Origin of the sequence: Ensifer sp. Root127 (genome assembly GCF_001425225.1) — a bacterium.
Lineage (GTDB): Bacteria > Pseudomonadota > Alphaproteobacteria > Rhizobiales > Rhizobiaceae > Ensifer > Ensifer canadensis.
In genome coordinates this window covers 267,494-285,559 of sequence record NZ_LMDX01000052.1, presented here as the reverse complement: position 1 = coordinate 285,559, position 18,066 = coordinate 267,494, and the positions used below count along the sequence as shown (strand labels likewise).

Here is an 18,066-nt window from a genome sequence, read left to right as displayed (position 1 = left end):
GGCCGCATCACTGCCTATCGCGGCGCAACCGGCTTCGGCATCCGGCTCGATGGCGGCACCGCCTATTCGGGCGCGGTCATCACCCGCTACTACGATCCGCTGCTGGAAAAGGTGACGGCCTGGGCGCCGAACCCCGACGAGGCGATCCAGCGCATGATCCGCGCGCTGCGCGAATTCCGCATCCGCGGAGTGGCCACGAACCTGACCTTCCTCGAAGCGATCATTAGCCACTCGAAATTCCACGACAACACCTACACCACGCGCTTCATCGACACGACGCCGGAGCTTTTCCAGCAGGTGCGCCGCCAGGACCGCGCGACCAAGCTCCTGACCTATCTCGCCGASGTTACCGTCAACGGCCATCCGGAAGCCAAGGGCCGTCCGCGTCCGTCGGATGAGATCGCCGCCCCCGTCGTGCCGTTCATCGGCGGCGAGATCAAGCCGGGCACCAAGCAGATGCTCGACCAACTCGGCCCGAAGAAATTTGCCGAATGGGTCAGGGCGCAGCCGCAGGTGCTCGTCACCGACACGACCATGCGCGACGGCCATCAGTCGCTGCTCGCCACTCGCATGCGCACCTACGACATCGCCCGTGTCGCCGGCACCTATGCGCGGGCTCTGCCGAATCTGTTTTCGCTCGAATGCTGGGGTGGGGCGACCTTCGACGTCTCGATGCGCTTCCTCACCGAAGATCCATGGGACCGGCTGGCGCGCATCCGCGAGGATGCGCCGAACCTCTTGCTGCAGATGCTTCTGCGCGGCGCCAACGGCGTCGGCTACAAGAATTATCCTGACAACGTCGTCAAATACTTCGTCCGCCAGGCGGCAAGGGGCGGCATCGACGTCTTCCGCGTGTTCGACTGCCTCAACTGGGTCGACAACATGCGCGTCTCGATGGAGGCGATCGCCGAAGAGAACAAGATCTGCGAAGCGGCGATCTGCTATACCGGCGATATTCTCAATGCCGCCCGGCCGAAATACGATCTCAAGTACTACACCGCGCTTGCCGCCGAACTGGAAAAGGCCGGTGCACATATCATCGCGGTCAAGGATATGGCTGGCCTGTTGAAGCCGGCTGCAGCCCGCGTGCTGTTCAAGGCGCTGCGTGAGGCGACCGATCTGCCGATCCACTTCCACACCCACGACACGTCGGGCATTGCCGCCGCGACCGTTCTGGCTGCCGTCGATGCCGGCGTCGATGTCGTCGATGCGGCGATGGATTCGCTCTCCGGCAACACCTCGCAGCCCTGCCTCGGCTCGATCGTCGAAGCCTTGCGCGGCTCCGAACGGGACCCGGGCCTTGATCCGGAATGGATCCGCCGCATCTCGTTCTACTGGGAAGCGGTGCGCCATCAGTACGCCGCCTTCGAAAGCGATCTCAAGGGACCGGCATCGGAAGTCTATCTGCACGAAATGCCGGGCGGCCAGTTCACCAACCTCAAGGAGCAGGCCCGCTCGCTCGGTCTGGAAACCCGCTGGCACGAAGTGGCGCAGGCCTATGCCGACGCCAACCAGATGTTCGGCGACATCGTCAAGGTGACGCCGTCCTCGAAGGTCGTCGGCGACATGGCGCTGATGATGGTCAGCCAGGACCTGACCGTTGCCGACGTCGAGAACCCGGCCAAGGACATCGCCTTCCCGGAATCGGTTGTGTCGATGCTGAAGGGCGACCTCGGCCAGCCTCCGGGCGGCTGGCCGGAAGGCCTGCAGAAGAAGGCGCTGAAGGGCGAAAAGGCCTATGTGGTTCGCCCGGGCTCGCTGCTCGAAGCTGCCGATCTCGATGCCGAGCGCAAGACGATCGAAGAGAAGCTGGAACGCGAGGTCAACGACTACGAGTTCGCGTCCTATCTGATGTATCCCAAGGTCTTCACCGACTATGCGCTGGCGGCGGAGACTTATGGTCCCGTCAGCGTGCTGCCGACGCCGGCCTATTTCTACGGCATGGCGCCGGGCGAGGAGCTGTTCGCCGACCTTGAAAAAGGCAAGACGCTGGTCATTCTCAACCAGACCCAGGGCGAGATAGACGAGAAGGGCATGGTCAAGGTGTTCTTCGAACTCAACGGCCAGCCGCGCCCGATCAAGGTTCCCGATCGCAACCGCGGTGCTTCCAGCGCCATCCGCCGCAAGGCGGAGGCCGGCAACGCTACGCAGCTCGGCGCGCCGATGCCGGGCGTGATCTCGACGGTCGCGGTGCACGCGGGCCAGGCGGTCAAGGCGGGCGACGTGCTGCTGTCGATCGAAGCGATGAAGATGGAAACGGCCTTGCATGCGGAGAAGGACGGCACGATTGCCGAAGTTCTGGTGCGCGCCGGCGACCAGATCGATGCCAAGGACNATCGAAGCGATGAAGATGGAAACGGCCTTGCATGCGGAGAAGGACGGCACGATTGCCGAAGTTCTGGTGCGCGCCGGCGACCAGATCGATGCCAAGGACCTGCTGATCGTTTTCGGCGCCTGAGGTTTCGGGCAAGAATAAATAGAAACGGCCGGGCGTGAGTCCGGCCGTTTTCGTGAGAGGGGATAGGCCGCCATCCCTGTCGTCATCCTCGGGCTTGACCCGAGGATCCAGCCGCAAGCACGGCCCTCCGCCGCGCCTCAAGACGCCTTGGTACGCAGTTCTTGCCGGTGAGCTCCACCCTCTCCTCCGTCATCCTCGGGTCAAGCCCGAGGATGACGGAGGAGAGGGTGGAGAATGGCGAATGAGAGATAGTTCGCCCTCCACCGACCCTGGCCCGCTATCAGTCACCCGGGCGATCGGCCCCCAAACGTCGCTCAGATGTCGTAGCTGTGCGGCGCACTCAGCGAGGCGATGAACTTCTTGGTGCGTTCGCGCTCGGGCGTCGAGAAGATCGTCTTCGGCGCGCCGCTTTCGACGATGACGCCACCGTCGAGGAAGACCACCTTGTCGGCGACGCGCGAGGCTAACCTCAGGTCATGCGTCGCCATCACCATGGTCGTGCCTTCGCGGGCAAGCCGGCTCAGCACTTCGACGACTTCTTCTGCCAGCTCCGGATCGAGCGCCGAGGTCGGCTCGTCACAGAGAAGAACGCGTGGCGACGGCGCCAATGCGCGGGCGATCGCCACGCGTTGCTGCTGGCCGCCGGAAAGCGTGGCCGGCCAGGCATCGGCCTTATGGGCCATGCCGACCTTTTCAAGCAGCTCCATGGCGCGGGCGCGCGCCTTGTCGGCGGGCCATTTCAACACGGTGACAAGGCCTTCCATGACGTTGCCGAGTGCGGTCTGGTGCGGGAAAAGCTGAAAATTCTGGAACACCATCCCGGTCTGGCGGCGCAGGCGCTGGATCGCCTGCCAGCCGGTCTTGCGCCCGGGCTGAAAGTCCAGCGCCTCGTCGCCAAGTCGAATCGAGCCCGATGTCGGGATCTCCAGGAGATTGATGCAGCGCAGGAGCGTGCTCTTGCCGCCGCCGGAAGGGCCGACCAGCGCCGTAACCGTGCCTTCGGCCAGCGTCACGGAGATGTCCTTCAGCACGAGATTGTCGCCGAAGCGTTTTTCGATGTGGGAAAGCTCGATCATGTCCGGGCCTCCAGGAAGCCGCCATAGCGGGCGAACCGGCGCTCCAGCCGCACTTGCAGGGCTGACAGTACCGAACTCATGGCGAGATAGATCAGCGCTGCCTCAATATAGAGGATCAGCGGCTCGTAGGTGGTGGCGACGATGCGCTGGGCGGTCTGGAAAAGCTCTGGAACCGTGATCGCGGCGGCAAGCGAGGTATCCTTCACCAGCGAGATGAAGGTGTTCGACAGCGGCGGCACGGCGACGCGGGCTGCCTGCGGCAGGATCGTGCGACGCATCGCCTGGCTCCAGCTCATGCCGATGGAATAGGCCGCTTCCCATTGCCCGCGCGGCACCGAGGAGATCACCGCGCGAATGATCTCGGAGGTATAGGCCCCGACATTGAGCGTGAAGCCGATCAGCGCGGCCGGGAAGGCGTCGAGCAGGATACCCATGCTCGGCAGGCCGTAGAAGATCACGAAGAGCTGGACGAGCAGCGGCGTGCCGCGGATGACCCAGACATAGAACCGCGCGACGGCAACGACGGGCGCCGGCCCGAAGAGGCGGGCGATGGCCGTTGCCAGGCCAAGCGCCAGGCCGAGAATGAACGAAAGCAGCGTCAGCGGGATGGTGAACGTCAGCCCGGCCCAAAGCAGGGACGGCAGCGAATCCAGCATGAGTTGAAGCCAGGTGGGCAAGGGATGGGCCTTTCGAAAAAGCGCGATCCGCTCCGGAGGCCGGAACGGATCGCGATTCATACTGCATGATGCCTTAAATCGAAATTGGTTTGAGGCGGGGGCATGCAGCGAGCTTGAAGTGTTACCGCGTCCTTTGCGCGTCATGTCCGACGCGCGGCGCCGTAGCGAGCAAGGCCGGGGGAGAAGCTGCCGGCCTTAATGTCAGGCGGGTGTTACTTCGAGACGTCGGCGCCGAAGTACTTCTGCGAGATCGTCTCGTAGGTGCCGTCGGCCTTGATTTCGGCAAGCGCCTTGTTGACGGCTTCGAGAAGTTCCGGCTCGCCCTTGCGGATGATGATGCCGGAATAGTCGGCGTCGGCCTGTTCGGCGGCGATCTTCACGTTGGCATCAGGCTTCTGCTTCTTGAAGTCGAGGAAGGAAAGGCTGTCGTTGATGGTCGCATCGGCGCGGCCGGTCAGAACCAGCTGGATCGATTGGTCGAAGCCGTCGGTGCCGACCAGCTCGGCGCCGGAAGCCTGCGCAAGCTTGCCGAAGTTGCTCGTCAGCGACTGGGCGGACTTCTTGCCCTTGAGGTCGGCGAAGTCCTTGATTTCGGCGTCGTCGCCCTTGACGATCAGCACGGCCTTGGAGGCGATATAGGGCTCGGAGAAGTCGTACTTCTTCTTGCGCTCCTCGGTGATGCCGACCTGGTTGATCACCGCGTCGTAACGGTTGGCGTCGAGGCCGGCGATCAGGCCGTCCCACTTGCCTTCCAGGAACTCGGCCTTGACGCCCAGCTTCTTGGCCACTTCCTGGCCGATCTCGACGTCGAAGCCGACGAGCGCGCCAGATTTGTCGTGATAGGTGAAGGGCGCATAGGTGCCCTCTGTGCCGATCTTCAGCACGCCGGCGGACTTGATCTGGTCGAGGTTCTCACCGGCCATAGCGGGGACGAAGGCGGCAACCTGCAGGAGGGCGGCGGCGAAAAGCGTGGGGAGGAGTTTCATCTTGTCTTTCCATCTTTTTTGTGTTCCGGCCCGTCGTCCGGATTGAGGAGAGAATCTCATAAAAAAATCGCCGCTTGAGCGCATAAAACTCCAATTGCTGAGCGTTTTTGTGAAGATTTTTCCCCGGACCGGTAGAATTTTCATCCGAAACACGCGCCTGTCGGCAAATCTGGCCCTTTTCGATTTTGTCGCCGGATCGCGGTTGAAATCGCTTTCAAAATTCGCTATGCACATTTACATCGATTCATGCACGTTTATGCACGATTGGCCAAATGTCCACGGAACTCCTTCTTCGCGAACGAAAGACACTCATCCAGGAACGGCTGAAGGCCGACGGCCGGGTGCTGGCGGCCGACCTTGCCGCCGAGTTCCGGGTCTCCGAAGACACGATCCGGCGCGATCTGCGCGAGATGGCCGCGGCCGGCCTGTGCGAGCGGGTCTATGGTGGCGCGTTGCCGCTTGCGCCAAGCGCCCTGTCGCTCAGCCAGCGCGTGGCGATGGCGCCGGAGCGCAAGGCCGCGCTGGCGCGCGCCTCGGTCGGCTTCATAGCGCCCGGTAGCACGGTATTCCTCGACGCCGGCTCGGCCAATCTTGCTATCGCCCAGCGTATCGAGCCGGACCTGAAGGCGACCATCGTCACCAACACGCCGTTGATCGCCGCCGCCTTGATGGAGAAGCCGGGCATCGACCTCATTCTCGTCGGCGGCCCACTCAACCGCGCCGTTGGTGCTGCCGTCGGCGCGCGGGCGCAACGGGATATCGAACAGCTTCGGCCCGACCTTTGCATCCTCGGCACCTGCGGCGCCGATGCTGATGCCGGCCTGACGGCGATCTTTTTCGAGGACGCCGAGTTCAAGCGGCTGATCGCATCGCGCAGCCGCGCCCTGCTTGTCGCCGTTACCAACGACAAACTCGGCACGGCCGCATCCCACGCGGTTGTCGGCATCGACCAGGTGACGACGCTGGTGCTGGAGGCCGACGCGCCGGCGCACCACGTCGCCGCCTTCGAGGCATCTGGGACGACCGTGATCATGGCTGGAGGGAGCGAACGATGAGCATCGCGCATGTGGCTCTTTGGACCAGGGATCTGGAGGGGGTCGCGTCCTTCTGGTCGCGTTTCTTCGGCGCGAGCGTCGGAGACGCCTATGAGAGCCGGCGTCGTCCGGGGTTTCGCTCCCGCTTTCTGACCTTTGGCGATGGGCCGGCAATCGAAATCATGGAGGGGCCTTGGGTGGCTCCGGCCGAGCCCGAAGGCGTCGAGCGTACGGGGCTCGCGCATGTAGCCCTGTCGCTCGGCAGCGGAGCGGCGGTCGACGCGATGGCGGCCCGGGCCTCGGTTGAGGGCATTCTGGTATCGCAGGCGCGGTGGACGGGCGACGGCTTCTACGAGGCGGTGCTTCGCGACCCCGACGGCAATCTGATCGAAATTACCATTTGAGCCGGCGGCTTCCGGCATAGAGGCACAATCATGGACCAACGTTCCGCTCCCACCGCCGTTCGGCAGGGTTACATGACCCGCGACCGGCTTGCCGTGTCGCTGCTCTTCCTGATGAACGGCTTCGTCACCGGAAGCTGGGCACCGAAGATCCCCGAATTCAAGGATCGGCTGGGCATCAGCGAAAGCGTGCTCGGCCTGCTCATCCTGATGTTCGGCGTCGGCTCGCTGGTGCTGATGCCGATCGCCGGCGGCTTTATCGCCCGGGTCGGCTCGCAGAAGGTCGTCAAGGTCACCGCCATCCTGCTGTCGCCGCTGCTCCTGCTTTTGACGCTGCTGCCGAATGTCTGGGCCGCTGCCGTCGGCATGTTCCTGCTCGGCGGCTTCGTCGGCGCGATGGACGTGGCGATGAACGCCAATGCGGTCGAGGTCGAAAAATCGATGCGCCGCGCCATCATGTCCTCCTGCCACGCCTATTGGAGCCTCGGCGGCCTGATCGGTGCCGGCATTGGCGGCTTCCTGATGGCGCGCTTCGGCGTTCTGCCGCACGTCATCGTCGTGACCTTGCTCAGCCTGGCAGTGCTCGCGATCGCCTGGCCGATGATCCTGGCCGACAAGCCGCACCCCGCCGCCACCAAGGAAAAGCTGCGCCTGCCGATGACGCCGCTTCCCTGGCTGATCGGCATCATGGCGCTGTTTTCGATGGTGCCGGAAGGAACCGTGCTCGATTGGGGTGCGCTCTATCTGCGCAACGAACTCGGCGCTTCGGTCGAACTGTCCGGCTTCGGCTTTGCCGCCTTCTCTGCGACGATGGCGACGATGCGTTTTGCCGGAGACCATGTGCGTGATCGTTTCGGCGCCAAGCGGACGCTGCGCATCTGCACGGTCACAGCGCTTGTCGGCATGGTGCTGGCGGGCCTCGCGCCGAATGCCTACCTCGCCATCCTCGGTTTTGCGATTGCCGGGATCGGCATTTCCAACATGGTGCCGATCGCGTTTTCGGCCGCCGGCAACATGCCGGGCCTGCAGCCGGGTATCGGCCTCTCGGTCGCAACCTTCATGGGCTATTCCGGCATGCTGTTCGCACCGTCGCTGATCGGCTTCGTCGCCGAACATACAGGCTTTGCGATCATCTTCGCCTCGGTGCCGGTGCTGTTCATCGTCGTGCTGATGCTGTCGCACCATGCCGTTCATGCGGACCATGGAAAGGGCCATTGAGGTCGGGCGCCTGCCATCAAATCGCCGTCAGGGCATGATGTCGCCGTTGACAACGATGCTTTCCTCATCCACCTGATGGACGAAAAGCAGGAGCGGAACGGGAAAACCCATGCGGGTTTCCGTCTGCATCCCGCGCTGAAACGATGAGACCAGGTCACCGGCGTGACCTGGGGGACCAAGAGGCCTTCATGTCTGCCGCCTTTGATTTTGATCCGCAGCCCCGCCGCGCGTCCGTCGCCGTCGATGTCGGCGGAGTCATAGTCGGCGGCGGTGCGCCGGTGGTCGTCCAATCGATGACCAATACCGACACCGCCGATATCGACGGAACGGTGGCGCAGGTGGCGGCGCTTCACAAGGCCGGCTCGGAGCTGGTGCGCATTACCGTCGACCGCGACGAAAGTGCGGCTGCGGTGCCGAAGATCCGCGATCGGCTCGAGCGCCTCGGCCTCGACGTGCCGCTCGTCGGCGATTTCCACTATATCGGCCACAAGCTGCTTGCCGACCATCCGGCCTGCGCCGAGGCGCTGGCGAAGTACCGCATCAACCCGGGCAATGTCGGCTTCAAGGACAAGAAGGACAAGCAGTTCGCCGAGATCGTCGAGATGGCGATCCGCTACGACAAGCCGGTGCGCATCGGCGTCAACTGGGGCTCGCTCGATCAGGAACTGCTGACGCGGCTGATGGATGAGAACCAGGCGAACGGGTTTCCGCTGACGGCCCAGCAGGTGACGCGCGAGACGATCGTGCAGTCGGCGCTGCTTTCGGCCGAACTTGCCGAAGACATCGGCCTGCCGCGCAACCGCATCATTCTTTCGGCCAAGGTGTCGGGTGTTCAGGACCTGATCGCCGTCTATGCCATGCTGTCGACGCGCTCGGACCATGCGCTGCATCTCGGCCTCACCGAAGCCGGCATGGGCACCAAGGGCATCGTTGCCTCGTCGGCCTCGCTCGGCATTCTCATGCAGCAGGGCATCGGCGACACAATCCGTATTTCGCTGACGCCGGAGCCCGGCGGCGACCGCACCCGCGAGGTGCAGGTGGCGCAGGAACTGCTGCAGGTCATGGGCTTCCGCCAGTTCATTCCCGTCGTTGCCGCTTGTCCCGGATGCGGCCGCACGACGTCGACGGTGTTTCAGGAGCTCGCCCAGAAGATCCAGGACGACATCCGCCGCAACATGCCGGTCTGGCGCGAGAAATATCCGGGTGTCGAAGGCCTCAAGGTCGCGGTCATGGGCTGCATCGTCAACGGCCCCGGCGAAAGCAAACATGCCGATATCGGCATCTCGCTGCCCGGCACCGGCGAAACGCCGGCCGCACCCGTCTTCATCGACGGCCAGAAGGCGATGACGCTGCGCGGCCCCAACATTGCCGGCGATTTCGAGACGCTCGTTTCCGACTATATCGAAAAGCGTTACGGCCAGGGTCAGGCCGCGGCCGAATAGAGCGTTTCCGGTTTAAGCGGAATCACACAAGTGCTCTGTTTCTTTGTTTCTACGCATTTCCTGACGGAAAACCGCTTCACACTTTTCCTGGAAATGCTCTAGCTCAGAGCCGCGTCGTCAGCAGTTTCAATCCTGCGAAAGCGAAGAAGCCTGCCATCAGGCTCTCGATGATGCGTCGCGACTTGAGATAGCCGCGATGCACCGGCGGCAGCGAGAACACGATCGCAAAACCGCAGAAGGTCACGAGACCGAGCAGCATGCATCCGGCGATGAAGGCGGCGGTCACGGCCGTCGGCGCGCCGGCGGGCATGCCGAGCGAGACCAGCATGATCCAGGAGAAAATCGCCTTGGGATTGGTCAGGTGGATGCCGAGCCCCTTGAGATAGTGCTTCTTCAGCAACGCCTGTGGTTGGCCCGGCATCGCCTTTGGGGGCGCATGTCCGCGCATGGCGGCGCGTAGCGCGTTGTAGGCGAGCCAGAACAGGTAGCAGGCGCCGGCGATCTTCAGGACGATCAGCGCCTGTCCGTAAGCGCCGATGAGCGCAGAAAGGCCGGATGCCGTTAGCATCGCCCAGGTGTAGCTGCCGGACAGTACGCCGAAGGCGAGCGCCAGGCCCGCCTTGCGCCCCTGGCTGATCGAGGTGGTGATGATTGCAAGCACCGCCGGACCTGGCGATGCGGTCGCAATCATATAGGCCGTCCAGGCGACCGCGAGTTGCGAAAGGTATGGCGACAGGTCGAACATGGAGAGGGCTCCGGCGTGGATCGCCGGACCTTAGCGAATGTGTCTTTCGCGGCCAAGTGCCTGAGCCAAGTCTGAGAGCCCCCCGTCTCGGGACCAGATCTCAGAGAATGTCGTCGAGCGCTTCGATCAGCCGGGCGCATTCGGCATCGGTGCCGATGGTGATGCGCAGGAAATCGGAGATCCTGGGCTTGGCGAAATGGCGCACGAGCACGGCACGCTCACGCAGCGCCTGCATCAGCGCGTCGCCGGAATGGCCGGGATGGCGGGCGAAGACGAAGTTTGCCTGCGATGGGAGGACCTCGAAACCGCGCTCGGCGAGTTGACCGGTGAGGCGTTCACGGGATGCCATGATTTTCTTGCGGGTCGTTTCGAACCAGGCTTCGTCTTCGATCGCAGCGGTCGCTCCTGCCTGGGCCGGGCGGCCAAGCGGATAGGAGTTGAAGCTGTCCTTCACCCGCTCCAGCGCCTCGATCAGCGGCCGCTGACCGATGGCGAAGCCGACGCGCAGGCCCGCGAGCGCACGCGACTTGGAGAAGGTCTGGACGACCAGCAGGTTTTCGTATTTCGGCACCAGCGCGATCGCCGACTGGCCGCCGAAGTCGATATAGGCCTCGTCGATGACAACTGGCTGATCCGGGTGGGCGGCAACGAGCCGCTCGATTTCGGCAAGCGGCAGGCCGATGCCGGTCGGCGCATTCGGGTTTGGCAGGATGATGGCGCCGCAGGACCTGTCGTAATCGGCTAGATCGATGCGGAATTGAGTGTCGAGCGGGACTTCGACGGCATCGATCGCAAACAGCCGGGCGTAGGTCGAATAGAAGCTGTAGGAGATGTCGGGATAGAGCAGCGGGGCGTCGTGCTTCAACAGCCCGGCAAAGATGTGGGCCAGGACCTCGTCCGAACCATTGCCGACGAAGACCTCGCCGGCGGTGACCCGGTGACGGGCCGCGATCGTTTCACGCAGGCGGAGCGCCAGGGGGTCGGGGTAGAGCCTGAGATCGCTGTTGGCCGCTGCGGTGATTGCGCTCAGAACCTTGTCCGAAGGGCCGTAGGGGCTCTCGTTGGTATTGAGCTTGACGAGGTTGGCGATGCGCGGCTGTTCGCCTGGCACATAGGGCTTGAGCGTCGAAACGATGGGCGACCAGTATTTGCTCACGATTCAATTCCTGCGATTGGCGATGAAGCGGGCGGTTTCGGCAAGGATCGACGAGCGCTCGCCATAGGGTTCGAGCAGCGCCTCTGCCTCCGCCACCAGTTGTTCCAGCCGGGTCTCGGCCCAGGCCTGTCCGTGGAGCGCGACGAGCGTGCCCTTGCCGCGTGCGGCATCCTTGCCGGTTGCCTTGCCCATGGTCTCGGCGTCGGCGGTGAGGTCAAGCAGGTCGTCGGCGAGCTGGAAGGCAAGGCCGATCTTTTCGCCGAAGCTGCGCAGACGGTGACGGTCGTTCGCGTCTGCTCCGGCGACGATCGCGCCCGCCTCGCAGGCAAAGCGCAGAAGCGCGCCTGTCTTCATCGCCTGAAGGGTGACGATGCCGGCTTCGTCGGGAGTGGATTTCTCCGCCGCAAGGTCGAGCGCCTGTCCACCGGCCATGCCGCCATGGCCGGCAGCACGCGCCAGCGCGAGGACAAGCGCCGCCTTCTGTGCGTCGGCAAGCGGCGTCTCCGGCGATGCGATGATGTCGAAGGCGAAGGTCAGCAGGCTGTCGCCGGCAAGGATCGCAGTCGCCTCGTCGAAAGCCTTGTGTACGGTCGGCTGGCCGCGCCGGATGTCGTCGTCGTCCATCGCCGGCAGGTCGTCATGGACCAGAGAGTAGCAGTGGACGCATTCGAGCGCCGCACCGACCCGCAGCGCTGCATCGAAGCGTCCGCCCAGCAGGCTGGCGCATTCGATCACCAGAAACGGGCGCAACCGCTTGCCGCCGTTGAGGACGCCGTGACGCATCGCGCCGAGCAGGTTTTCCGGGCGGCCGATCTCGTCGGGTTCGATGCTCAAACCCAGCAGGCGCCCCAGCAGCGTCTCGATCGCGAGCGCGTTGCGTTTCAGTTGGGTCTCGAAGGTCGGTGTTTCCTGTCTCATGAGCGCTCTTTGACATGCGCGAAAGGCGCTTTCAACGGGCTTTCGTGTCGCGGCAGTGCGCTTTGTCGAGGACAGACCTGTGAGTGCCTTGCCTTTTGCCAGAAAGCCCGTTCAACTTTGCCAGCCCATGCACTAAGAGAAACGGATGGACAGAGAGGTGGACAGTCAGGCCGTGGACATCGTTCCCGAGGCGCGTGAGGAGGGCGATATGCCCGCCAGTCGCTGGTCGTCCCTCCGTCGGACGTGGCGCCTGCATCGCCGTCGCATCATTTTCGTCGTTCTTGGCCTGTTGCTTCTGCCCTATGCGCTGATTGCGCTCTATCTCATCGACTTCATTCGCCCGGTTTCGACGCTGATGCTGCGCGACCTCGTGCTGCTGCGCGGCTATGACCGACAGTGGGTCGAGTTCGACAAGATAGCGCCGGTGCTGGTGCAATCGGTGATGATGTCGGAGGATGGCCAGTTCTGCATCCACGACGGCGTCGACTGGGGGCAGATGCGGGGCGTGGTTGAGGATGCGCTCGATGGGGAATCGACGCGCGGCGCCAGCACCATCCCGATGCAGACGGTGAAGAACCTCTTCCTCTGGAACGGCCGCTCCTTCGTGCGCAAGGCGATGGAACTGCCGCTCGCCATCGCCGCCGACTTCGTCTGGAGCAAACAGCGGATGATGGAGATCTACCTGAATGTCGCCGAATGGGGTGACGGTATCTACGGCATCGAGGCTGCCGCCCGCCACCATTTCGGCGTTTCCGCCGCCAAGCTTTCCAGGCGCCAGGCCGCTCTTCTCGCCGTGTCGCTGCCCAACCCGAAAGAGCGCAACGCCGGAAAACCGGGGCGCGGACTGAAACGCCTGGCATCACTGATCGAGCGCCGGGCCAGCCGATCGGGCGGATACATCACCTGCCTTTATGATTGAGATGACGCCTATTCATTGGTCCTGATGCTCGCCGTGGCCTACTGCATGTTTCCTTAAATCCTATTCGATTTAAGGATAAAAACATGCAGCAGTTCAAAGTGCTACAGCGACCTTTGCGCGTCTAATAAGACGCGCGGCGCTGTAATGGTTGCAGCAGGGTGCATAGGGAGATCCAATCTTGAACAAACTCGTCCTTTACGTCGGCAACAAGAACTATTCGTCCTGGTCGCTGCGACCGTGGCTGGCGCTCGAAGCCTCAGGCATTGCCTTCGAGGACGTGGTCATTCCCTTCGATTTTGCGGCCGGAAACCCGAAGCTGCGGGAAATCTCGCCGACCGGGCGTGTGCCGCTTCTCGAGCATGGCGACGTCAAGATCTGGGAGTCGCTGGCGATCATCGAATATGTCGCCGAACTGTTTCCGGATGCCGGGCTTTGGCCGGCAGACCAACAGGACCGGGCGCGGGCGCGCAGCTATGCCTGCGAAATGCTCTCCGGCTTTCGTGCCTTGCGCAGCGCCTGCCCGATGAACATTCGCCGGCAGAAACAGACGCTTGGGGTTTCGGGCGACGTGCGCGCCGATGTCGCCCGCATCGAGACGATCTGGGCCGACGCGCTCGCGCGCTCCGGCGGTCCGTTCCTTTTCGGGTCGTTCACGGCTGCGGATGCGATGTACGCGCCTGTGGTTAACCGCTTCGACGTCTACAATCTCGTTAGCGACCCCACGACGTTGGGATATATGGAGCGAGTAAAGGCGCATCCGGCATCCCGGAAATGGGAAGCGGCCGCACGAGCGGAACCGTGGATCGTTGCCGAGGAAGAAGTCTGATTCGACTTCCTTGCGAGGAGGAGTCGAAAAATTGCGCTCGGGGACTGGTCAAGCGGCAGTTCGCCATGTATAAGCGCGCCAAATTTCCGTGATTAACATCTGTTTTATACGGCCATTTCGGCTGCTGAACAGTGTTTTGCCCGATAAGTGGAGAATGAAATGGCTGTACCTAAAAGAAAAACGAGCCCGTCCAAGCGTGGCATGCGCCGTTCTGCTGACGCCCTCAAGACGCCGACCTACATCGAAGACAAGAACTCCGGTGAACTGCGTCGCCCGCACCACATCGACCTGAAGACCGGCATGTACCGTGGTCGTCAGGTTCTGACCCCGAAGGAAAGCGCATAAGCGCTGACATTGGCGGACCGAGTTAAAGGGCTGGCTTTGCCAGCCCTTTTCTTTTGCATGCCTGACATCTTCTCGACGGAGAGGTTGGTATTAAGTCGGCGTGGTGATCTCTGGCGTCACGTGGCGCATGTAGCGATCACTCATTGAAGAGGGAGCGCATTTGTTCATGCTTGCCGCCATTCCATTGCTGATCCTGCCCTTTGCCATCTACAACCTTGCCATGCTCGGCCTTTTCGGCGGCACGGCTGGCCTCGGTGCCGGCGTGATGTCGCTGTCCATGCTGTCCGGCGCGACATGGGCCATGAGCTTCGGCGATCTCCTGATCGTCGTGGCCTTGCTTCTGCTTTTCGTGGAAATTCTCAAGGCGACCCGCACCGGCACGCGGGCGCTGATGGACCATCTGTTGTCGATGGTGCTCTTCATCGCGTTCCTGGTCGAGTTCCTACTGGTCGCCCCGGCGGCCACACAAATCTTCTTCATCCTGATGACGATCAGCTTCATCGACGTCATCGCCGGCTTCTCCGTGTCGATGCGATCGGCCGGCCGGGACGTTTCAATCGGTCTTTGAAGCGGACTGAAGAAGAACGCTCACATCGCCGCGTGCCGATGAGGACCGCGGCGCCGTCGCGATACGCTCAGCCGAGATTGTCGAGCTTGGTCTGAAGGGCGCGCAATTGCTCCTTCAACTCGTCGATATCCTTGGCTTCCGCCTTCTTGGTCTCCTTGACCGGAGGCGAGGCGATGAACGGCGAAAACATCTGCATCGCCTGATGGAACATCTCTGTGTTGCGCCGAACCTGCTCCTCGACCAGTTGCAGCGGCGCCTGCAGGTTCTTGCCGAGCGGCGTGTCGCCGAAGGCCTTGTTGATCTGCTCCCGCATCTGCACCTGCTGCTCGGTGAAGGCCTGCATCGAGTGCTCGAGATAGCTCGGCACGACCATCTGCATCTGGTCGCCGTAGAAGGAAATCAGCTGGCGCAGGAACGAAATCGGCAGCAGCGTGTTGCCGGTCTTGGATTCCTGCTCGAAGATGATCTGCGTCAGAACCGAATGGGTAATGTCTTCGCCTGATTTGGCGTCCTGTACGGTAAACTCCTCGCCCTTCTTCACCATCACGGCCAGGTCGTCGAGCGTGACGTAGGTGCTGGTCCCGGTGTTGTAGAGCCGCCGGTTCGCATATTTCTTGATTACGATCTGGCCGTCGTTCTTCGCCATCAGGCTCTCCTCATTACCCGCGGTCCGTCTTTTTCTACTTTTCAGAGTATCCGCAAACGAATGCCGCTGACAATGTCTTTGTGCGATGCGGCGACGCAAGTGCGAAATCTCGCGGTCGGCAGGGGATGACGGTTTTGCGGCAGTGCATCAAGGCGTTTGACTTGCGCCCCGCGCTTTGCCAGTCTGCTGTCGTCACGCAAGAAAATCTGAGGAAACGTCCCCCATGAGCAATCCCTCCATCGTGATCGCCAGCGCGGCACGTACCGCCGTCGGATCCTTCAACGGTGCCTTCGGCAACACACCGGCCCACGAGCTTGGCGCCGCCGTCATCAAGGCGGTACTCGAACGCGCCGGCGTCGAGGCGAACGAGGTCGATGAAGTGATCCTCGGGCAGGTGCTGCAGGCAGGCGAAGGCCAGAACCCGGCGCGCCAGGCCGCGATGAAGGCGGGCATTCCGCCAGAAAAGACCGCCTGGGGCATGAACCAGCTTTGCGGCTCGGGCCTGCGCGCAGTCGCGCTCGGCATGCAGCAGATCGCATCCGGCGATGCAGAAATCATCATTGCCGGCGGCATGGAGTCGATGTCGATGGCACCGCATTGCTCGCACCTGCGTGGCGGCGTGAAGATGGGCGACTTCAAGATGATCGACACGATGATCAAGGATGGCCTGACGGACGCCTTCTACGGCTACCACATGGGTATCACCGCGGAGAATGTCGCCCGTCAGTGGCAGCTGACCCGCGAGGAGCAGGATCAGTTTGCGCTGGCGTCGCAGAATAAGGCCGAGGCCGCGCAGAAGGCGGGCCGCTTCGCTGACGAGATCGTTCCGTTCGTCGTCAAGGGCCGCAAGGGTGACGTCATCGTCGATCAGGACGAATATATCCGCCATGGCGCGACCATCGACCAGATGACCAAGCTGCGTCCGGCCTTCGACAAGGAGGGAACCGTGACCGCCGGCAACGCATCCGGCCTCAATGACGGTGCCGCCGCCACCCTGCTGATGACCGAGGCAGAGGCCGCCAAGCGCGGCATTCAGCCGCTCGCGCGCATCGTTTCCTGGGCCACGGCCGGCGTCGATCCGCAGGTGATGGGCACAGGCCCGATCCCGGCATCGCGCAAGGCGCTGGAGAAGGCCGGCTGGGCGATCGGTGATGTCGAACTCGTCGAAGCCAACGAGGCCTTCGCGGCACAGGCCTGCGCGGTCAACAAGGACCTCGGCTGGGATCCGTCGATCGTCAACGTCAATGGCGGCGCGATTGCGATCGGACATCCGATCGGCGCGTCCGGCGCCCGCGTTCTCAACACGCTGCTGTTCGAAATGAAGCGCCGCGGCGTTTCCAAGGGCCTTGTGACCTTGTGCATCGGTGGCGGCATGGGCGTCGCCATGTGCGTCGAGCGTCTCTGACCGGCCCGACCGCATGCGTCATGTCAGCGGGTTGATCTTTTCGGTCCTGTTTGTCGCTTCGTCGGCGAACCAGGGTCATGCGACATCTCCGCCGTTCGAACAGGCAAAAGTGGTCCAGTGCATGCTGGACCACACGACTGTCGATGACGAGACCGTTTTCAAGAACCTGATGATCGCTGCCCTCAACGACGACAGCGGCAGTGTCAAATCCTACGTCGTCCAGATGAGCAGTCTGTTGATGAACCTCGCGCTGACCAAGTGCGAGGTCGGAATGTCCATGCTCGCTGATCCGCAATTTCAGGCTGCGGCCAGGATCTACGGGCAGCATATGGGCGAAAAATTGATGAAGAAGGCCTTTGATAAACTGAATTAATCAAGTGGGAGGCGAGCATGAGCAGGGTAGCATTGGTTACGGGTGGGTCACGCGGCATTGGCGCCGCGATTTCCATCGCGCTGAAGAATGCAGGATACAAGGTTGCTGCCAACTACGCCGGCAATGACGAGAAGGCGCAGGCGTTCAAGGAGGAAACCGGCATCCCGGTCTACAAGTGGGATGTCTCCAACTATCAGTCCTGCGTCGACGGCATTGCCAAGGTCGAGGCCGACCTTGGGCCGATCGAAGTGCTTGTCAACAATGCCGGCATCACCCGTGATGCCATGTTCCACAAGATGACCCCGGAGCAATGGGGCGAGGTGATCAACACCAACCTGACCGGCCTGTTCAACATGACCCATCCGGTCTGGACCGGCATGCGGGACCGCAGCTTCGGGCGGGTGATCAATATTTCGTCGATCAACGGCCAGAAGGGCCAGATGGGGCAGGCGAACTACTCGGCCGCCAAGGCCGGTGATCTCGGCTTCACCAAGGCACTCTCCCAGGAAGGGGCTGCCAAAGGCATCACTGTCAATGCCATCTGCCCGGGCTACATCGGCACGGAGATGGTGCGGGCGATACCGGAAAAGGTTCTCAACGAGCGGATCATTCCGCAGATCCCGGTCGGTCGTCTGGGCGAGCCGGAGGAGATTGCCCGCTGCGTGGTTTTCCTCGCATCCGACGATGCCGGCTTCATCACGGGGTCGACGATCTCCGCCAATGGCGGACAGTTCTTCGTCTGATCCTGTTATCGCCCGCACTTTCGACGGCGCTCCGTTTGGGGCGCCGTTTCATTTTTATTGCCTGCTCGGTTCAAAGACAGAAGGTTAATGGCGCACCGGAATCTGTCCGCAAGTTGGAGAAAGCCGGTTT

18 protein-coding genes and 1 pseudogene are annotated in these 18,066 nt (G+C 62.6%); 12 read left to right on the top strand and 7 right to left on the bottom strand.

What is annotated here, in order from left to right:
• Nucleotides 1-2,334: pseudogene (pyc, locus tag ASD03_RS33875) on the top strand (pyruvate carboxylase); the annotation flags it as partial.
• 438 nt (nucleotides 2,335-2,772) lie between these two features.
• Here the strand turns inward: pyc and ASD03_RS33870 are convergent.
• From ASD03_RS33870 to ASD03_RS33860, 3 genes are all read right to left on the bottom strand, one after another.
• Nucleotides 2,773-3,534, bottom strand: coding sequence for an amino acid ABC transporter ATP-binding protein (locus ASD03_RS33870; protein WP_025425237.1), 762 nt, complete (start codon nucleotides 3,532-3,534; stop codon nucleotides 2,773-2,775).
• Entirely contained in the window at nucleotides 3,531-4,211 is a 681-nt protein-coding gene (locus tag ASD03_RS33865) for an amino acid ABC transporter permease (RefSeq protein ID WP_025425236.1), read from the bottom strand. Before ASD03_RS33865 ends, ASD03_RS33870 begins: the two co-directional genes overlap by 4 nt.
• A gap of 212 nt (nucleotides 4,212-4,423) precedes the next feature.
• The gene (locus tag ASD03_RS33860; RefSeq protein ID WP_025425235.1) at nucleotides 4,424-5,197 is read right to left on the bottom strand and encodes an amino acid ABC transporter substrate-binding protein; all 774 of its coding nucleotides are present in this window, start codon (nucleotides 5,195-5,197) and stop codon (nucleotides 4,424-4,426) included.
• 272 nt (nucleotides 5,198-5,469) lie between these two features.
• On the opposite strand from ASD03_RS33860, the gene ASD03_RS33855 reads away from it, so the two are divergent.
• The 4 genes from ASD03_RS33855 to ispG all read left to right on the top strand — a co-directional run bounded on the left by ASD03_RS33855 (nucleotide 5,470) and on the right by ispG (nucleotide 9,292).
• The gene (locus tag ASD03_RS33855) at nucleotides 5,470-6,252 is read left to right on the top strand and encodes a DeoR/GlpR family DNA-binding transcription regulator (protein WP_025425234.1); all 783 of its coding nucleotides are present in this window, start codon (nucleotides 5,470-5,472) and stop codon (nucleotides 6,250-6,252) included.
• The gene (locus ASD03_RS33850) at nucleotides 6,249-6,635 is read left to right on the top strand and encodes a glyoxalase/bleomycin resistance/extradiol dioxygenase family protein (protein WP_025425233.1); all 387 of its coding nucleotides are present in this window, start codon (nucleotides 6,249-6,251) and stop codon (nucleotides 6,633-6,635) included. Before ASD03_RS33855 ends, ASD03_RS33850 begins: the two co-directional genes overlap by 4 nt.
• Nucleotides 6,636-6,665: 30 nt before the next feature.
• Nucleotides 6,666-7,850, top strand: a complete 1,185-nt coding sequence (locus tag ASD03_RS33845) for an MFS transporter (RefSeq protein WP_025425232.1) — start codon at nucleotides 6,666-6,668, stop codon at nucleotides 7,848-7,850.
• Nucleotides 7,851-8,038: 188 nt separating this feature from the next.
• Nucleotides 8,039-9,292, top strand: a complete 1,254-nt coding sequence (gene ispG / locus ASD03_RS33840) for a flavodoxin-dependent (E)-4-hydroxy-3-methylbut-2-enyl-diphosphate synthase (RefSeq protein ID WP_025425231.1) — start codon at nucleotides 8,039-8,041, stop codon at nucleotides 9,290-9,292.
• A 103-nt stretch (nucleotides 9,293-9,395) separates the two neighbouring features.
• Here ispG and ASD03_RS33835 read toward each other — a convergent pair whose 3' ends face one another.
• The 3 genes from ASD03_RS33835 to ASD03_RS33825 all read right to left on the bottom strand — a co-directional run bounded on the left by ASD03_RS33835 (nucleotide 9,396) and on the right by ASD03_RS33825 (nucleotide 12,111).
• Nucleotides 9,396-10,037, bottom strand: coding sequence for a LysE family translocator (locus ASD03_RS33835; RefSeq protein ID WP_025425230.1), 642 nt, complete (start codon nucleotides 10,035-10,037; stop codon nucleotides 9,396-9,398).
• Between the two features lie 100 nt (nucleotides 10,038-10,137).
• Nucleotides 10,138-11,193, bottom strand: a complete 1,056-nt coding sequence (gene hisC / locus ASD03_RS33830; protein WP_025425229.1) for a histidinol-phosphate transaminase — start codon at nucleotides 11,191-11,193, stop codon at nucleotides 10,138-10,140.
• A gap of 3 nt (nucleotides 11,194-11,196) precedes the next feature.
• Nucleotides 11,197-12,111 carry a polyprenyl synthetase family protein gene (locus ASD03_RS33825; protein WP_025425228.1) on the bottom strand — a complete coding sequence of 305 codons (915 nt, stop codon included), beginning with the start codon at nucleotides 12,109-12,111 and terminating at the stop codon, nucleotides 11,197-11,199.
• A 172-nt stretch (nucleotides 12,112-12,283) separates the two neighbouring features.
• Here ASD03_RS33825 and mtgA point away from each other — a divergent pair, with 172 nt between their 5' ends.
• The 4 genes from mtgA to ASD03_RS33805 all read left to right on the top strand — a co-directional run bounded on the left by mtgA (nucleotide 12,284) and on the right by ASD03_RS33805 (nucleotide 14,769).
• Nucleotides 12,284-13,030: a monofunctional biosynthetic peptidoglycan transglycosylase gene (mtgA, locus tag ASD03_RS33820; protein ID WP_025425227.1), complete on the top strand. Its 747-nt coding sequence runs from the start codon at nucleotides 12,284-12,286 to the stop codon at nucleotides 13,028-13,030.
• A gap of 178 nt (nucleotides 13,031-13,208) precedes the next feature.
• Nucleotides 13,209-13,856, top strand: a complete 648-nt coding sequence (locus ASD03_RS33815) for a glutathione S-transferase family protein (protein WP_025425226.1) — start codon at nucleotides 13,209-13,211, stop codon at nucleotides 13,854-13,856.
• Between the two features lie 159 nt (nucleotides 13,857-14,015).
• Nucleotides 14,016-14,201: a 50S ribosomal protein L32 gene (gene rpmF, locus ASD03_RS33810; protein WP_025425225.1), complete on the top strand. Its 186-nt coding sequence runs from the start codon at nucleotides 14,016-14,018 to the stop codon at nucleotides 14,199-14,201.
• Between the two features lie 166 nt (nucleotides 14,202-14,367).
• A complete protein-coding gene (locus ASD03_RS33805; protein ID WP_025425224.1) occupies nucleotides 14,368-14,769 on the top strand; it encodes a hypothetical protein in 402 nt (133 codons plus the stop codon).
• 67 nt (nucleotides 14,770-14,836) lie between these two features.
• On the opposite strand, the gene phaR is transcribed toward ASD03_RS33805, so the two are convergent.
• Nucleotides 14,837-15,415: a polyhydroxyalkanoate synthesis repressor PhaR gene (phaR, locus tag ASD03_RS33800; protein WP_025425223.1), complete on the bottom strand. Its 579-nt coding sequence runs from the start codon at nucleotides 15,413-15,415 to the stop codon at nucleotides 14,837-14,839.
• Between the two features lie 223 nt (nucleotides 15,416-15,638).
• On the opposite strand from phaR, the gene ASD03_RS33795 reads away from it, so the two are divergent.
• From ASD03_RS33795 to ASD03_RS33785, 3 genes are read left to right on the top strand one after another with little or no spacing between them, the layout of a single operon-like run.
• Entirely contained in the window at nucleotides 15,639-16,820 is a 1,182-nt protein-coding gene (locus ASD03_RS33795) for an acetyl-CoA C-acetyltransferase (protein WP_025425222.1), read from the top strand.
• 13 nt (nucleotides 16,821-16,833) lie between these two features.
• Entirely contained in the window at nucleotides 16,834-17,193 is a 360-nt protein-coding gene (locus tag ASD03_RS33790; RefSeq protein WP_025425221.1) for a hypothetical protein, read from the top strand.
• A gap of 17 nt (nucleotides 17,194-17,210) precedes the next feature.
• The gene (locus tag ASD03_RS33785) at nucleotides 17,211-17,936 is read left to right on the top strand and encodes a beta-ketoacyl-ACP reductase (RefSeq protein WP_025425220.1); all 726 of its coding nucleotides are present in this window, start codon (nucleotides 17,211-17,213) and stop codon (nucleotides 17,934-17,936) included.
• Nucleotides 17,937-18,066: the final 130 nt, after the last annotated feature.

What these genes read in the sequence shown, in the direction of transcription:
- ASD03_RS33870 (WP_025425237.1), bottom strand. Translation starts at nt 3,534, where the DNA reads ATGATCGAGCTTTCCCACATCGAAAAACGCTTCGGCGACAATCTCGTG.
- ASD03_RS33860 (WP_025425235.1), bottom strand. Translation starts at nt 5,197, where the DNA reads ATGAAACTCCTCCCCACGCTTTTCGCCGCCGCCCTCCTGCAGGTTGCC.
- ASD03_RS33855 (WP_025425234.1), top strand. Translation starts at nt 5,470, where the DNA reads ATGTCCACGGAACTCCTTCTTCGCGAACGAAAGACACTCATCCAGGAA.
- ASD03_RS33850 (WP_025425233.1), top strand. Translation starts at nt 6,249, where the DNA reads ATGAGCATCGCGCATGTGGCTCTTTGGACCAGGGATCTGGAGGGGGTC.
- ASD03_RS33845 (WP_025425232.1), top strand. Translation starts at nt 6,666, where the DNA reads ATGGACCAACGTTCCGCTCCCACCGCCGTTCGGCAGGGTTACATGACC.
- ispG (WP_025425231.1), top strand. Translation starts at nt 8,039, where the DNA reads ATGTCTGCCGCCTTTGATTTTGATCCGCAGCCCCGCCGCGCGTCCGTC.
- ASD03_RS33835 (WP_025425230.1), bottom strand. Translation starts at nt 10,037, where the DNA reads ATGTTCGACCTGTCGCCATACCTTTCGCAACTCGCGGTCGCCTGGACG.
- ASD03_RS33825 (WP_025425228.1), bottom strand. Translation starts at nt 12,111, where the DNA reads ATGAGACAGGAAACACCGACCTTCGAGACCCAACTGAAACGCAACGCG.
- rpmF (WP_025425225.1), top strand. Translation starts at nt 14,016, where the DNA reads ATGGCTGTACCTAAAAGAAAAACGAGCCCGTCCAAGCGTGGCATGCGC.
- ASD03_RS33805 (WP_025425224.1), top strand. Translation starts at nt 14,368, where the DNA reads ATGCTTGCCGCCATTCCATTGCTGATCCTGCCCTTTGCCATCTACAAC.
- phaR (WP_025425223.1), bottom strand. Translation starts at nt 15,415, where the DNA reads ATGGCGAAGAACGACGGCCAGATCGTAATCAAGAAATATGCGAACCGG.
- ASD03_RS33795 (WP_025425222.1), top strand. Translation starts at nt 15,639, where the DNA reads ATGAGCAATCCCTCCATCGTGATCGCCAGCGCGGCACGTACCGCCGTC.
- ASD03_RS33790 (WP_025425221.1), top strand. Translation starts at nt 16,834, where the DNA reads ATGCGTCATGTCAGCGGGTTGATCTTTTCGGTCCTGTTTGTCGCTTCG.
- ASD03_RS33785 (WP_025425220.1), top strand. Translation starts at nt 17,211, where the DNA reads ATGAGCAGGGTAGCATTGGTTACGGGTGGGTCACGCGGCATTGGCGCC.